Below are 16,390 nucleotides of genomic sequence, written 5' to 3' on the forward strand. Positions count from 1 at the left end.
GAGGAAATATGCGAATTATTTTGACGTTGTTAGTTTTGCTATTGAGCGGATGCACCCACTATCTTTATCAGGGAGATTTTTCCGCCAATGATGCTTTTGGAAAAGAGCGGCAGTATCGACTTTATTGGACGAAAACCGATAAGTTTTTATTCGGTTCAAGTGCCGGTCCGCTGGTATTGGATATCACTTGCGACGCGCCAAAAACTTTTGAAGAAAATGAACAGGGCATATTTTTAAGATTACCCAAAGATGAATTTGAAGGTTCAGAAGTTGCTGATCCAACCGCGTATTATTGCGGCGAGGTGAAAAATTTACAAAAACTCGATAGTTACTCATCCGGCCCGATTCAATTTAGTATTAGCTGTAAGCCGATTGTTGATGAATGGGCGCGAATAAAACCAGTTTTTATCGCGCAATCTGACGATTATCAAGTGGACATAAAAGTGGTCAAAGATTGGAGTTTATTTGGTGGGGCGTTAGAGTCAAAGAGACTAGATTGCTTAGCGAATGAAGCTGGTCAATAAGGCCTCGCAAAAAAACGCCATACCGATTATCCGACAGTTCGGTTTTTAAACCCCGAAAAGGGAACCATGAAGTTATCGAACAAAGCCAGGCTCGAACTTTAAGTGCTATCAAGGTAGAATGGCGCCTGATTCTTTTCATTGCAGTTAATTCATGTCCTTTACTTCGTTAAAACTAATCGAGCCATTGCTTAAAGCACTTGCTGAACAAGGCTATAAAACACCTTCGCCCATTCAGGAAAAGGTGATACCCCATATTCTTAATGGCCGGGATGTCATGGCCGCCGCGCAAACCGGCACTGGAAAAACGGCCGGTTTTACTTTGCCGATGTTGCAGAGATTAACTAAGGGTAAAAAGCCAACGGCAAATTCGGTTAGAGCGTTAGTATTAACGCCCACACGAGAGCTGGCTGCTCAAGTTGGAGAAAGCGTCAAAAACTACGGTAAGCATCTGCCCATGCGAAGCGCTGTGGTATTCGGTGGCGTTAAAATTAATCCTCAGATGATGCAGCTGCGACGTGGTGTTGATGTATTGGTGGCAACTCCCGGTCGTTTGTTAGATTTGTTTGGTCAAAATGCGTTCCATTTTAAGTCAATTGAATTCCTGGTTTTAGATGAGGCAGACAGAATGCTTGATATGGGTTTTCTTCCCGATATCAAAAAGATCATTTCGCAATTACCACAAAAAAGACAAACTTTGCTATTTTCCGCGACGTTTTCCAGTGATATCAAGCAGCTCGGTCAAAAATTACTGAATGAGCCGGTTTCCGTCGAAACCAGTCCGGCGAATTCCACTGCCAAAACCGTTAAGCAGTGGATGCATCCGGTGGATAAAAAGCGCAAATCAAAATTACTCAGTTTTCTTATTGGTCACCATCGCTGGCAAAAAGTGCTCGTGTTTGTACGCACGCGCAGAGGCGCGAATAAACTTACCTATGACCTGCAGAAAAGTGGTCTGGAGGCAGCTGCCATTCATGGCGATAAAAGTCAGGGAGCGAGAACCCGAGCGCTAGCGGCATTTAAAAATGATGAAATCCGGGTTTTAGTGGCCACTGATATTGCTGCACGCGGATTAGATATCGAACAGTTACCCTTGGTGATCAACTTTGATTTACCGACTGTGGCGGAAGACTATATCCACAGAATAGGTCGCACCGGACGAGCCGGCGAAAGTGGTAAAGCGGTGTCGCTGGTGAGTGCTGACGAGGTCGATAATTTAAGTGACATTGAAAATCTCATTCGACAGTTGCTACCAAGAAAACAAATCGATGGCTTTGAACCTTCGCACACGGTTCCAGAGACCTATTTGAAAGTAGTTAAGAAGAAAAAGCCACATAAGAAAAAATTAGCTAAAGCTAAGTTATTAGCAGCAGGCAAGAAAACGAGCGCGTCAAAACCAGCAAAAAGCCGCAATAACAAACCTAAGGCGAGTAAAAATAAAGTCAAAACAAAAGATCGAACTCGATCAAATAGTGGCACAAAATCGAGAAGCCAAATACAAAATGCCTCTAAAAGAAAGCCTGCATCGCGGGAGTCCGCTGCGAGTAAAAAACAATGAGAGTTTTAAACCACATTTTTCTCGTAGCTTTGTGTACGTTATTTGCTGTTTTTAATGTTTCAGGCCAATCAGTAACAGACCGACAAGTTGTCATAGAAAATAGCGAAAACCTCCCAAACTATATAAAAAATGAAATTTCAAAAATCGCATTCGAAGCTGGAGATACAAGAATAAAAATAACCAGCAAGTCACGTAGTGTTGAGAAACAGGTCGAGGTGATGCTCGACTATTACATTTTATGCCATCGAAAAAATTGTGGTGTCGAACTGGCGAAAAAAACTTACCATCCAGATTGCAATCGTGCTTTGTCTCTGTTTGACCCAAATCAGTCAAGGGAAAATAATGTGGCTAAAATCGCCCGAGCATTACGCGCTGATTTAGTGGAACTCGGCAGCCGCAGAACTTGTATGAATCATGTTGTGCTCCCTGAAATTAAAAACCGGTTAGTAGCCGTTGATATCGCTCCTTCTTCAATTAACAACCTGAAAAAGTTTTACGACGCAGTTAAAAATAACAATAAAGTCGTACGGTTTTATTACCCCGCAATCAAAGGTGTTCCACCTAGCCAAGTGTTTGACAGCGCGTTTCACCTGGAATTTTATCGTCAATAACTGTTCTATATTCATCGATAAATAGTTGAACTGTTACTAATCACAAGCCGTTGTTCTCTTCCATTCCTCTACCAAGTTCAGGTTATTGAACTACAATTAAGGAAACCTAAAAGAGGCAGATATCGTAATGATAGCGGTCAAAATTCCAAAACAGTGGACGGAAATCGAAAAGTGGGTTTGGCAGCAAATCGCTGCTGGTAATGTTGCAGACTTAAGCGTCAAAGATCCTCAGGAAATCGAGTTAAAACCCAAGGAGAAAAAAGGGTGGACTCAACGACGGCGACTCAGCTATTCATTTTTACAAACCATATTAACCGAAAAGGCTTTCATCGAAAACACTCCCTACAGCGGTGTGCGGATTATCGGAGCGTTATTCGACGATGCGCCGATCAATTTGGAGCATGCCCGTTTAAAGCGCGTCTTCTGGCTAAAAAAATCGAGAATACTAAAAGATTTTTTAGGCAATAACTTACGAGTTGATGGCGAGTTGTCGTTGGAAGATAGTTATTTTGCCGGCATGCTCGATCTATATTGCGCAGATATTCAGGAAGAACTCAATATCAGCGGCGCTATCGTCAAAGGTTCTTTTGATTTAGGTGCCGCAGGAATTGCGTCTAACTTGTTAATGCAGGCCGTTGTTATCGATAAGCAAGCGAACTTAAACAGCTCTAGAGTTTTTAGCTCTGTTTTTATGGGTAACCATTCTGTGTTCAAAGGCAAGGCAGATTTCGGTGCGTTAGAAGTTGGTGGAAACCTCGAAATGCAAAGTGTTTTGTTTGAAGATGAAGTCAATTTAAATAGTGCGAAAATCGAGGGATCGTGCTTTTTGGACAGAGGCGCGAAATTTAAAGGTATGGTCGATTTGGGGTCGGCAATATTGGGTTCGAAATTGCTCGTTAGTGATGTCATCTTTGATGGAGAGTTCAATTTAAACAGCGCGGTTTTTAATAGCTCCTGTTTTGTGGGAGAGAAAGCTGTATTTAACGCGGAAGCTGATTTTAGTTCCATGAAAATTGATGGAACTCTTGAGATAAACAAAGCGCTTTTCAAATCGGCAATGAACCTCAATAGTGTGAGTATCGGCGCGCACTTACAAATTGAAAATACGGTTTTCGAAGGGAGGCTGAGGTTAAATAGCGCCGATATCAAAGGTTCTGCGTTTCTAACTGAAGGCTCTGTATTCGAAGGTGAAGTCGACCTGGTTTCCGCCAGGGTGAAGTCAAACCTCGAAATGCAGGGCTCTAACTTTAATGGAGAAGTTAATCTTAATAGTATTACTGTCGGCAGTTCTGCTTTTCTTGATGCTGGCTCCGTTTTTAAGCAAGACATTGATTTAGGGGCTTCTCATATCGGCTCTAATTTACAAATGAGGGGCGCTGTATTTGAAGGGAAAGTTAACCTGAATCGAACTTCGGTAGAAGGCTCTGTGCTAATGGATAAGGCGTCAGTTTTTCATGATTTTATCAATCTGAATTCTTCCAAAATTGGTTCAGAATTGTTGATGCGGGGATCGACATTTAAAAAGAATGTGAGTTTAAATCGCGCACAAATTGAAGGAAATGCGTATCTGGATCATGGTGCTGTTTTTTATGGGGAGGTCGACCTGACGACTGCAAAGCTTAATGCAAGGTTGGAGATGCGCGCCGCGACTTTTCATGATTTAGTCTGTTTAAACAGTGCATTAATCAATAGCTCTGTTTTTCTTGACGAAGGCGCTGTATTTAAGGGGGAAGTTAATATTGGTTCGGTAAAAATTGATTCTGCCTTAGTCATGCGTAACTCAACTTTTGAAAAAATGGTCAGCTTAAATCGAGCAGAAATATCCGGAACTCTCTTTCTGGACGATGGTGCTTCATTCCAACAGGATGTTGATTTAGCTTACTCCAAATTGGGCGCGAGTCTGCAAGTTCAGGGTTCTTCATTTGGAGGTCAATTAGACTTAACCGGAAGCCGTGTAGAAGGTGAATTATTACTCGGTTTTTCCGAAGCCACTTCAACACAATGGCAAAGTAAAGCGGCTTTAATATTGCGTAACACCCATGTCAATGCTTTTCAAGATTGGTGGCAAAGCGTTGAAGATAATTCCTGGCCGGACAACTATGAACTGGAAGGATTTACTTATGAAAGACTGGGCTCTGTCAGCAGTGATGATGAAGCTGATTTATTTGATCGACCTATTAGTGCTTTTGTTGAATGGCTGGGTAAAGATACCGGTGCTTCTTCACAGCCGTACGAACGCCTTGCTAATTTGTTTTTTGAGGCGGGTGAGTCTTATAAACAAGCCGACATATTATACGCGGCAAGGGAAAGGCAAAGACGTAAGGCTTGGTCAAAAACGAATGAGCATGGGCGGCCAAAGCCGAGAGAGTATACCTATAGTTTCGGACTTTTTGCGCTGAAAGTGACCATCGGTTATGGTTTAGGAAATCGTTATTTTCGCGTGTTATGGTGGGTTGTTGGTTTTACTTTTCTGGGAACGCTGTTGTTAATGAGTAATAGTGCATTTTCATTAACTAATTTTTTACACATGTCATTTGCCAGTCTGGATCAACTGTTGCCAGTTATTTCTCTTGATAAAGCACACGACAAATATATATTTGGTGATGCGCTGGCCAATCCACCTGTTAAAGCGCAACCTTACTGGCTATTAATCTACTTTTATTTTCATAAAATAGCGGGGTGGTTTTTGGGATCTTTTCTTGTAGCAGGTTTAGCAGGTTTGACTCAAAGAAAGTAATGATTAAATTGTTGGCGCAAGTACAAATAAACAAACCAGCTCAACAGCGATAGCAATTCTAACAACAGCACGCACCTGGTGATACTTAGTCAGCATATAGGATGAAAGAGCGACCACTAATGCGAGTGCATTTATGACGACACCAAGCATCGAAAGGTTAACTGAAGTCACAGTCAGATTGAATGCCAACAGGCAGCAAATGAGCGTTAGTACACCAAGAAATATATTGGTAAAGATGGTTATTGTGAATTTTTTATCGTCCAGTTCTTGCATACTGATTCCACGAGTGTGCGAACAAAATATTTGATTTCCAGTAAAATAACACGTGGTTTAACTGATTCAAATTATCGATTGTTATTTTTATCCGGTTTTTTGATGTTTAGCTCGTTAAACTCAACAACAATATTTGAAGTTAAATGAGAACCAGAATCGTTTTGAATCGATGACTTTGGTGAGAATGTTGTCGAGTTTGAATCGCCGACCTTAGTGGGTTTCGAGGAATTATCAGGATGGCTGATTTTAATTTCGTGTGTAGTGGACAAATTGTTATTTTTGACGTATTTTTTATTGGTGGGTGAGATTTTTTAAAGCGAGAAAAGCACACTTAAGGCATGTTTTTATTTGGTTTGGTTATTTCTCATCGCGTAAAACGGCGCATTAATAAAAATCGGCGAGATTGATATCGAAGGAATTTCTATTTTACTATGTGGGAAATCAAATTTTCTGAAAGTTTTCTACTCGACAACTCGGCAGGTTGAACATGAGTGACCAAAGATAAATGTTTGAGTTTAAAAGAATAAATATTTATTTTAGGAACCAGGACAGCAAAGCTCGAGTAATCATTGCGGGATGGACCAAAACTTTATTTTTTACTTTATTCTTTCTCGGCGCTTTTACTCACCACCTATCTGCTCGTGCCTCAACGTCACATCAAGATTCCTCAAAGCTCACTCAATCTCAAAATACCAATAACAGCCTTTCCTCAAGTCAACCTGACAAAGTGATTGAGAATGACTTTTCTGAAGTAGGCCTTTTTACAATTAATAACTACTCAGCTGAAGATTACGGTGCCCATATGCAAAACTGGGGTATTACGCAAGACAATAGAGGTTTTATTTACGTCGCCAATAGCGAAGGGATTTTGGAACACGATGGCGTCACCTGGAGATTGATATCAACGCCAAATAAAGGTGTTGTTCGATCGCTGGCTGCGGACAAACAGGGACGAGTTTACGTTGGAGCCGCGACGGAATTGGGTTATTTGGCACCAAATGATAAAGGCACAACCGAGTATGTATCCTTGGTTGAGCACATTCCAGCACAAGCGCGTAACTTTAATGATATATGGCAGGTTATTTCTCTGGATGAAGGTATCTATTTTAGCTCTTACACTCATCTGTTTCGATGGCATGACGGCAAAATGAAAGTCTTTAAACCGAAAAATTCAAGTTTTGCCAATTCGTTTGAGATTGACGGTCACTTACTGATTCAAGAAAGAGAGCGCGGCTTGTTTCGAGTGATTGATGATGAGCTAATGTTGGTTGCTGGTGGACCTAAAGCTGGAGATCCCGCTTATACCATTACAGCGCTACTGCCGATGGAAAACGATGCCTACCTTATCGTGACAATTAATCACGGCCTTATTCGGTGTGAAAACAACTTGCCGTTGGAGGAAGCTTGCGCAACTTTCAATCCTGCTCTGGGTGATCGGATACTAAAAGCCAGACCCCATCGAGGGCTGGCTTTACCGAATGGTATGTTAGTCATCAACACAATTCGCAATGGCGCTTTTTTGCTGGATAGTAGCGGGCGACTTGTGCGAGTTATTAATGAAACTGCGGGGTTACGTAACAATATGGTGCTATCGGCATTTGTCGATAATCAGGGGGGGCTTTGGTTGGGGCTGGGGAATGGGCTAGCACGCGTTGACGTGAAAAAGTATTTTTCTTTTTTTGATAAATCCAGCGGCTTGAAGTCATTTGTTACTAGCATGAAGCGTCACCGAGGAGAACTCTATGTTTCGACTATGTTAGGCGCGCTAAAGATGAAACCCTTGTCTGGAGAAGTCGGCCGGTTTGAAAGCGTCTCGGATATCACCGACGCATGTTGGTCTTTGCTCTCCACAGAAACCGGGTTACTCGCGGCTTGTTCCAGGCACGTAATAAACCTTGATTCGCAGCGAATAATAGCGAATCTGCTTGGTGAACACGCATTTTTTCTATACCGGTCAAGATTTGACAAAGATAGTATTTATGTCGGTTTATCAAATGGGTTAGGGAAACTGACGTTTCGCCAGGGGGAGTGGCAGTATGACGGCCAAATACCAGGGATTACCCAAAATGTGAGAACCGTTTACCAGGAGGCCCGCGATCAATTATGGCTGGGAACCTCCCATGAAGGTGTGATCAGACTTGAAAACTTTAATGATTCTACCAGTAAGCCAGTCATTACGCATTTTAATCACGAGCATGGATTAGCGCGTGGCTGGACCGACGTGCGTGGTATCGGCGGCAAAATAGCAGCCTTGTCGAACGGAGGATTGATGCGCCCAACAGACCTATCAGAACAGTCAAATCGAGAGGGTAGTTTAATCCGGGCAGATGAGCTGACTCGTACTGATAAATTGAGCGAATCGACTAAATTCGTGCGCGATACCACGTTTGATAAATTTTTAACGCCCGGAACGAAGATGGACTATGTGCTGGAAGATACTGATGGAAATGTATGGATAGATGCGGGCATCGAATCGGGCGTTGCCAAACCTGCAGGGGATGGTGATTATACCTGGGAACCAACCGTATTAAGAAGATTTCAGGCGCCGACTCATATGGCTTTCAGGGATAAGGGGCGCTATTTATGGTATGGCAGTCGAGGGGGGCTGATCCGCCTGGATACCTCACAATCTTTCAATATAGATATTCAGTATCCGGTCTGGATCCGTCGCATCTCCACTTCCGGCGATAAGATCATATTTGACGGTTATCGAGATTCGCGCAACGAAAAAGCAATTTGGCCCTATGAGAACAATGCGTTGCGTTTTACTTTCGCGACACCGAGATATGATGTACCGAAAAAGAATTTATACCAAACTCGTTTAGAAGGTTTTGATAACTGGTCAAAATGGAGTGAAGAGACAGATAAAGATTACACCAATTTGCCTGAAGGCCGCTATGTCTTTCATGTTAAAGCCAAAGACGCCTACGGTATCATCAGCCTGCAAGACTCTTACTCTTTCGAAATATTACCTCCCTGGTATCGAACCTGGTGGGCCTGGACTCTCTACAGTTTGATAGTCTTTGTTTTGATCTGGGGAGGGTACCAGCTAAGAATGCGAGGACTGCGAGCCCATAACAGGGAATTGTCACTGGCCGTAAGAAAAAGAACAAGGGCATTGGAACGTCGCACCAGAGAGCTGGAACATACCAATGAAGCTTTGTTGCAAGCCAAAGAAACAGCTGAGTCGGCCAATAAAACGAAAAGTATTTTTCTCGCCAATATGAGCCATGAGTTGCGTACCCCTTTAAATGCTATTCTTGGATTTTCCGAACTTTCTTCGTTGACCCCTGGACTGCCGGAAGAGATTATCGAATTTCAGACGACAATTCATCGCAGTGGCGAACACTTGCTTGAATTGATCAACGATATTCTTGATATGGCTAAGATAGAAGCAGGGCGAACCACGCTTGATCTCAAGTCATTCGAATTACCTGAGTTGTTAAAAAACCTCGAAGATATTTTTAGTTTAAGAGCAAAGGAAAAAGGTATTCAATTGAAAATTGAAGGCACTAAACAAGTGCCCAGTTCTATCAGAACTGACGAAAGGAAGTTAAGGCAGGTGTTAACGAACCTCTTATCGAACGCGGTTAAGTTTACTCAACAAGGGCATGTCACACTTAGAATGATATATAACCGGCGGCCAACGCCGAGGCTCAGCTTTGAAGTTGAAGATTCGGGACCAGGCATCGATGAATCTGAAATGAAATTGTTGTTTAAACCATTTGGCCAAACCGAAGTTGGCCGTCAAGCTAGAGAAGGAACTGGGCTGGGACTGACTATCAGTCAGGAGTTTGTCAACATGATGGGCGGCTACATCAAAGTTGCCAGTGAAATCGGTATCGGCACGCGGTTCTGGTTTGAGATTGATATTATCGAGGCTGATGAAATCGCTACGTTAGACGCCGACACTGATCGAATAGTTGGCTTAGCGGAAGGGCAGCCTTCATTTCGTATACTAGTTGTTGATGACAGCCAGGAAAATAATGACTTGCTGACGAAGTTATTAGTCGATGTTGGTTTTGACGTTCGCAGCGCAAAAAATGGCGAAGAGGCACTGATAACCTGGCGGTCGTGGAGTCCACATTTAATCTGGATGGATATGCGCATGCCGGTTCTAGATGGTTATGAAACGACAAAAAAAATAAAAAGTACGGTACAAGGACAAAACACTATTGTTATTGCATTAACTGCAAGTGTATTTGAACAAGAGCGCTCAAGTATCCTGGCGACGGGCTGCGATGATTTTATGCGCAAACCCTACCGCGCGCAGCGTATTTTTGAAATGTTATCAAAACACCTGGATGTGACTTATCGATATGAAGAAAAATCAGATATTCTGAAAAAAAACGAACAAAGGAACGCGCCTGAAGAGAATCATATTCATCGAGAAAAGGGCGAACAAAGTGAATAGTCAAGCCAAGGTTTAATTGTGGTTTACTAAAATGTGCGCAAATGGTAATGGGTATTAATTCGGCTATAAATTCGGCTATAAATAAATATTTTTTAAAGAATAATCTTAATAATCAAAAGAAATGAGCTTTAGTATGAGCACTAATATGACTTGATCAAAAAGTCGAAATTCAACTTTATTCCACACGGTTTTCCTGATTAATTGCGAATTTTAAGCTAATATTAAAGTATGCGGTTACTTGTTTTGCTAGTTGTTTTGCTGACAGCTTGTGGTACTCAACCGACAAGGGGACCCTTAACCGGGTTGAGTACGCAGCCAGACCTTCCTATGCTTGACGATTCTCATTTTGGACCTGTTCCACCGATTGAATCCGTTGACAGTATTTTTGAGTTAACTGCTGAGCAGAAAAAAGATTTTCTTAGACACTTCAACAGTCTCCGTTATCGCTCATTATTACCCAACAGAAAAATCTCACGCTATTTGCGCGATAAGCTCGATCAATTTAACTTTTATTCTGATACTTTAACGGCACATGACGCACTTTCACAAAATCTCGGCAATTGTTTGTCATTAGCAATAGTGACCAAAGCACTCGCCGATGTTGTTAATGTCGAAGTCGGGTATGAATTGGTTTCGACACCGCCGATTTATCAAAAAGAAGGTGATTTTGTATTAAGTGCCCAGCATGTTCGAACACTATTATTTGAACCAAGAATCGGTGAATATGAAGAGCGTCAGCTTTTTTGGCGTGGCTTTATTCGAGTGGATTATTTTCCATCGGCGGGAACACGGGCACTACGAAATGTCGATGAAATTGAGTTCTATACCATGTACTACCGCAATAAAGCTGCTGAAGCTTTAACTAAAGATAACGATAATCTTGCATTCTGGTATTTAAAAAAAGGGTTGGAGTTAAATAAGAATGACCCCCATGTGATTAATATGCTGGCGATTATTCATAGTCGTGCAGGATACCCTGATTATGCTGAAAGGATTTATCAGTATGGTCTTCAATATGGCAACGAGCGTTTTGAACTATTACACAACTATCATCTTTTATTAGTTCGCCTGGAACGCACCGAAGACGCAGCCAAAATTGCGGCGGAACTAAGTGAGTATGATGATCCCGATCCTTATAAATGGGTTAGCCTGGGGAATATTGCCTATGAAGCAGAAGATTATTCGACAGCAATCTACTACTATAAAAAAGCAGCGAAGATGGCTGATTATTTACACGAGCCCTATGAAGGTATTGCCCGCGCTCAATTTTCTCTGGGTAAATTGAAGTCAGCACGACAGGCAATTAAAAAAGCGATTGAAAACACACACAAAAAAGAAACCACTTCCATGTACCAGGCGAAGTATGATTACCTTACGCAGTTGATTGCTAATAAAAATTTTAATTAAATTTTAAAAGGACTGGAAAATTAATTTAAATTAAAATAGAATTCCTCCCGCACTCAAATAATTTGAAAGTTACTAGGAGGTGCGTCATGCGATTCAACAATTCAATTCATAACTTTTTCTTTTGAAGCGACTAGCAAGCGAAAAAAAGGTTATCCCTCAGAAACACAAGTTAAACGCGGTGATAGAGTAGTTCACGGCAATAAAGAACTTTCTGAAAAACTCGGAAGAAATGATCCTTGCCCCTGTGGTTCCGGCCGCAGATTTTAAGGCGTGCTGTCTTAAATCTGGTCGGCTCGATGGTTCGCAACGGGATCATTATTTCAGGGAATAAACTTCATTCGATTAAAAAATACCGTTCAATTATTACTGGACGGTAAATAAAACTGTGCGCACTTTAGTTAGCCCAAAAATTGGGTTGGTTAGTTGTGCGCGGAGTAATGGGAAAAGGAAAATAATGATGCGAGCAAAATATAATAGAAAAACTTCGCCGAAAGTTATCGGTGGTCTGGTCCAAAGAAAAAATAATCATGTTAAAACAGCGCGGCTCGGCTACGTGGTTGATCGAGTTCGACCGGCTAAAGGGTTTACACACGTGTTAACCAAAAAAGATATCCACGATTTTGTTGAAATTATTCCAGATTGGTGTGAAATTTCTGTCGGAATAGAATCAATTATTCTCGACTCGGGAAATGATGATTTTGACGGATTATACGAACATTTTAACCGGGAAGGCACGGGGATAATCTGGCTTTCTGCATGGCGCCGGGAAATGTGGGTGGAGCTAAATAAGTCCTACTTTCAGGCGCACCATCACTATTTTAAATGTATTGGTGTTGTATGCGAAGAAAAGGAAGAGAGTTGGCTTTGTTATTTCACTCAAGCGCAAGCGAAAGCTTTTATGTTAATGCATGTTTTTCTACATGAGCTAGGTCATCATGTTGATCGGTTGAGAAGTAAAAACCAAAAAGTGATGAACGGTGGCGAGGAGTTTGCAGAAAAATATGCGAAACGGCGGTTTGATGAATTATGGCCTCGTTATGTAGAACAGTTTGGTTTAGTCCGCTAACAGTCAAGTCCATTGGACTTTATTACTCAGGCCATTGATTTATTGAAAAACTAGAGAGCCCGGTAGAAATGCTTTAAGAAACATACTACCAGGCTTAATTTATTTTCTGTATTTACAAAGTCGGTGAACTGACTAAAACTCGTTAATAACCGTTACTCCCAGAGATTCAAATTTATCCATATTGGTCAATGCGTGAATTGCCCGTTGCAAGTTAATTTTTTCACTCACCAGTTTTTGTGGCGCTAACTTTCTCTGGGCAATCATTTGCATCATCGCTGGATAGGCGTGAGCTTGCATTCCATGACTACCGATAACTTCTAGTTCTTTGGCTAATATCAAATCCATCGGTAGTGGAGAGTGACGATTTTCTCCAACCATTAAACCAACTTGAATATGTTTTCCTTGTGCTCTAAGACTGGCGACAGAATTAAAACTTGTTTCGCGACTACCCAACGCATCAAGAGAAACGTCAACCCCGCCGCCGCTAATCGATTTTATTGCTTCAATAACATCTATGTGATTACTGGCGTTAATGCTAGCAATTGCACCGAGAGATTGAGCAAACTTCAACTTATCCTCGTTAATATCGATAGCGATGACTGACGCGCCGAGCGCGCTTGCAATCATCACCGCAGATATTCCCACTCCACCGCACCCATGAACTGCTACCCAGTGTCCGCCACGCACTTTTCCTTGGGCAACAACTGCGCGAAAAGAAGTGGCAAAACGACAACCTAAGCTTGCTGCAGTCACAAAATCTATCGAATGAGGGAGGGCTACCAGGTTACTATCGACATAATCAATCGCAACGTATTCAGCGAAGGAACCCCAGTGAGTGAAACCTGGCTGGGTTTGGTTAGCGCAAACCTGCTGGTTGCCACTAGTGCATTCACCGCATTTGCCACATCCGGCGATAAATGGCACTGTGACTCTGTCTCCAATTTTCCATTGTGAGACGTTTTTTCCAATTGCCTCGATAGTACCTGCTAGTTCATGTCCCGGGACATGGGGCAATTGGATGTCAGAGTCATGGCCCATCCATCCGTGCCAGTCGCTTCTGCAAACACCGCTGGCCGCAACTTTTACGACTGCACCATGGGGTGATGGTGTGGGATCGGCAACCGTTTGAAGGCTCGGCAGCTGTTTAAAATTTTCGTAAACGATAGCTTTCATTATTCAGCTTTTCAAATTTGACGGTAAATAAAGTTGATAAAAAAATATGCTAAGCAGAAATATAGCATGGTATTTAAAGTCACTGTAATTAAAAATTGTCAGGCTTCCTGGCGGCTCGGTACATTTTTAAAGTAACGAAAGTATAAATCACCGAGGAATACGAAAATTAAGTATAATAGCTATCTCATAATTACTCGCTAGTGACTCAATTGTTTTAAGGTTGTACTGAATGGTAACCGAAAAAGGTTTTCTACTCACTCGTAATAGTTTTGACCGCAAGGGAAGAACTGAAATTGAGTTGTGGTTATCCACAGAAAAAGGCCCTGCCAAGCTTTGTCTTTCCGGGGAGCGTCCAGTGTTCTTCGTAGAGCACTCGCAACAAGCCGTTGTGGAAGAACTACTTGAACCCCTGAGCACTCAGTTTGAAGTAAAAGCACTCTCACTTAAAACATTTTCTCACCAAGCGGTATCTGGATTATATTTCAATCAATTAAAGTCCTTTTATGAAGCTCGTTCTATTCTCAACGAAAACAATATTGTTTTTTATGAAGGGGGAATCCGCCTGGAAGATCGTTATCTGATGGAAAGGTTCGTGTATGGCGGTGTCGAGTTTATCGGTGATGTGATCGACCGTCGCGGAGATGGCTGTTCTGGGTATATTGAATATAAAAATGTCAAGGTAAAACCCTGTGAGTATGTTCCTGAACTTCGAGTGATTTCCCTGGATATCGAGTGTTCGGAAAGAGGAGAGCTATATAGTATTGGTTTTTATGGTAAGAAATATGGGGCAGACTTTAACCGAGTCGTTATGATTGGAGAACAACAACCTGTTGACGAAGATATTGATTACATCAAGTGGGTCGAAAATGAAGTCGCGCTTTTACATGTATTAGAGGAAATTATTGGTGATTATGATCCAGATATTATTATTGGATGGAGTGTCGTCAATTTTGATTTTCGATTGTTGATCAAACGCGCCAAGTTACATGGTATGCAACTTCGGTTAGGACGAAACCAAAGCTATGCCCGTTGGCGAGAAAGTCGCACCGAAATGAACCAGGGATTTTTGGCACTTGATGGACGAGTTGTTATTGACGGTATCGCGGCGCTTAAAGCTGAGTCTTATTTTTTTCCAAGTTTCAGTTTGGAAGCCATGTCGCAACATTTTCTTGGCCGTGGAAAATCCACTGAAGACGTTGATAATCGAATGGAAACAATCAATCACGATTTTAAATATAATAAACAAAAACTCGCCAATTATAACTTACAAGACTGTGTATTGGTTTGGGACATCTTTAAGAAAGCTAAGCTGCTTGAGTTTCTCATTTTTCGTAGTCAGCTCACGGGGTTAGAACTTGATCGAGCGGGCGGGTCGGTTGCTGCATTTGTTAATCTCTACTTGCCAAAGCTCCACCGTCAGGGGTATGTGTCTCCTAACTTGCCGGACGGTGGCGGTTTAGCAAGTCCTGGTGGTTACGTGATGAATTCAAAACCAGGGCTTTATCAACATGTTCTAGTGCTCGATTTTAAGAGTCTTTATCCTTCAATTATTCGAACTTTTAAAATTGATCCGCTAGGGTTAGTTGAAGGGCTCAAGGCTCCTGACGAAGCGATCGAAGGATTTAGAGGCGGGTGTTTTTCTCGAGACAAACATTTGTTGCCGGATATTATCACCGAGCTTTGGCAACAACGTGATCAAGCCAAAAAAGAACAGGATGGAGCGCGTTCTCAAGCGATTAAAATTTTGATGAACTCCTTTTACGGTGTGCTCGGATCCGGTGGGTGCCCATTTTATGATACTCGTTTAGCGAGCTCAATTACTTTGCGTGGACACGCTATCATGCAGCAGACTGCGAAATGGATTGAATCACAAGGATTGGAAGTGATTTATGGCGACACAGATTCAACTTTTGTTTTATTGAGTGAAAATGTTTCTGATCAACAAGCCTGTGAAATTGGCCGTTCTTTAGCCGAGTATATTAATTGTGAATGGCGACTAAAGTTGGCTTCTGAATTTGGGATCGAGAGTTGCCTGGAGATGGAATTTGAATCCCATTTTAGCCGTTTCCTCATGCCAACTATCAGAGGTTCCGAAAAGGGAAGTAAAAAACGCTATGCGGGGCTTATTAAAACGGGCTCGACAGAAAAACTGGTCTTTAAAGGGCTGGAAAATGTGCGAACAGATTGGACGGTTTTAGCCAAGTCTTTTCAGGAAAATCTTTATGAACTGATATTTCATGATAGAGACCCGCAAGATTTTATTCGCCGTGTTGTTGAGCAGACTTTAAACGGAGAAAAAGACGGTGAGCTGGCCTATCGAAAGCGGCTACGAAGACGATTAGACAGTTACGTTAAGAATATACCGCCTCACGTGAAAGCCGCGCGACTCGCCGATGAAGAAAATCGCAAACAGGATAAGCCTTTAAGATACCAGGGGAAAGGCTGGATAACTTATGTCATGACTGTTAGCGGCCCACAGCCGGTCGAATATATTTCTGCTAAAATAGATTATCAACATTACATTGATAAACAGATTCAACCGGTGGCCGATGCTATTTTACCATTTGTCGGACTCTCGTTTAGTGAGATTGTCGACGCGCAAATGGGGTTGTTTTGATAGCGGACCCCGA

Annotated in this window: 11 protein-coding genes; 9 read left to right on the plus strand and 2 right to left on the minus strand. The window is 42.1% G+C overall.

The genetic code is table 11. The features are described 5' to 3' along the window. Window positions 1-8 precede the first annotated feature (8 nt). From FLL46_RS12560 to FLL46_RS12575, 4 genes are all read left to right on the plus strand, one after another. Window positions 9-524, plus strand: a complete 516-nt coding sequence (locus tag FLL46_RS12560; RefSeq protein WP_142893869.1) for a hypothetical protein — start codon at window positions 9-11, stop codon at window positions 522-524. A gap of 151 nt (window positions 525-675) precedes the next feature. Further along, a complete protein-coding gene (locus FLL46_RS12565) occupies window positions 676-2,079 on the plus strand; it encodes a DEAD/DEAH box helicase (protein ID WP_142893870.1) in 1,404 nt (467 codons plus the stop codon). After that, window positions 2,076-2,690: a hypothetical protein gene (locus FLL46_RS12570; protein WP_142893871.1), complete on the plus strand. Its 615-nt coding sequence runs from the start codon at window positions 2,076-2,078 to the stop codon at window positions 2,688-2,690. Before FLL46_RS12565 ends, FLL46_RS12570 begins: the two co-directional genes overlap by 4 nt. A 127-nt stretch (window positions 2,691-2,817) precedes the next feature. After that, the gene (locus tag FLL46_RS12575; RefSeq protein WP_142893872.1) at window positions 2,818-5,427 is read left to right on the plus strand and encodes a leucine-rich repeat protein; all 2,610 of its coding nucleotides are present in this window, start codon (window positions 2,818-2,820) and stop codon (window positions 5,425-5,427) included. Between the two features lie 3 nt (window positions 5,428-5,430). Here FLL46_RS12575 and FLL46_RS12580 read toward each other — a convergent pair whose 3' ends face one another. Then, window positions 5,431-5,700 carry a hypothetical protein gene (locus tag FLL46_RS12580; RefSeq protein WP_142893873.1) on the minus strand — a complete coding sequence of 90 codons (270 nt, stop codon included), beginning with the start codon at window positions 5,698-5,700 and terminating at the stop codon, window positions 5,431-5,433. 505 nt (window positions 5,701-6,205) lie between these two features. On the opposite strand from FLL46_RS12580, the gene FLL46_RS12585 reads away from it, so the two are divergent. The 4 genes from FLL46_RS12585 (at window position 6,206) to FLL46_RS12600 (ending at window position 12,587) form a co-directional block, all read left to right on the plus strand. Beyond that, window positions 6,206-10,114, plus strand: a complete 3,909-nt coding sequence (locus FLL46_RS12585) for an ATP-binding protein (RefSeq protein WP_142893874.1) — start codon at window positions 6,206-6,208, stop codon at window positions 10,112-10,114. Between the two features lie 228 nt (window positions 10,115-10,342). Next, window positions 10,343-11,521 carry a tetratricopeptide repeat protein gene (locus tag FLL46_RS12590; protein WP_142893875.1) on the plus strand — a complete coding sequence of 393 codons (1,179 nt, stop codon included), beginning with the start codon at window positions 10,343-10,345 and terminating at the stop codon, window positions 11,519-11,521. A 108-nt stretch (window positions 11,522-11,629) separates the two neighbouring features. Further along, the gene (locus FLL46_RS27950; RefSeq protein ID WP_425456740.1) at window positions 11,630-11,788 is read left to right on the plus strand and encodes an SEC-C metal-binding domain-containing protein; all 159 of its coding nucleotides are present in this window, start codon (window positions 11,630-11,632) and stop codon (window positions 11,786-11,788) included. Between the two features lie 187 nt (window positions 11,789-11,975). Next, entirely contained in the window at window positions 11,976-12,587 is a 612-nt protein-coding gene (locus tag FLL46_RS12600) for a hypothetical protein (protein WP_142893876.1), read from the plus strand. Window positions 12,588-12,719: 132 nt separating this feature from the next. Here the strand turns inward: FLL46_RS12600 and FLL46_RS12605 are convergent, their stop codons facing one another. Continuing rightward, window positions 12,720-13,760: a zinc-dependent alcohol dehydrogenase family protein gene (locus FLL46_RS12605; RefSeq protein ID WP_142893877.1), complete on the minus strand. Its 1,041-nt coding sequence runs from the start codon at window positions 13,758-13,760 to the stop codon at window positions 12,720-12,722. 229 nt (window positions 13,761-13,989) lie between these two features. Here FLL46_RS12605 and FLL46_RS12610 point away from each other — a divergent pair, with 229 nt between their 5' ends. Next, a complete protein-coding gene (locus FLL46_RS12610; RefSeq protein ID WP_142893878.1) occupies window positions 13,990-16,377 on the plus strand; it encodes a DNA polymerase II in 2,388 nt (795 codons plus the stop codon). Window positions 16,378-16,390 lie beyond the last annotated feature (13 nt).

Origin of the sequence: Aliikangiella coralliicola (genome assembly GCF_007004725.1) — a bacterium.
In the GTDB taxonomy this organism is placed as follows: Bacteria; Pseudomonadota; Gammaproteobacteria; order Enterobacterales; family Kangiellaceae; genus Aliikangiella; species Aliikangiella coralliicola.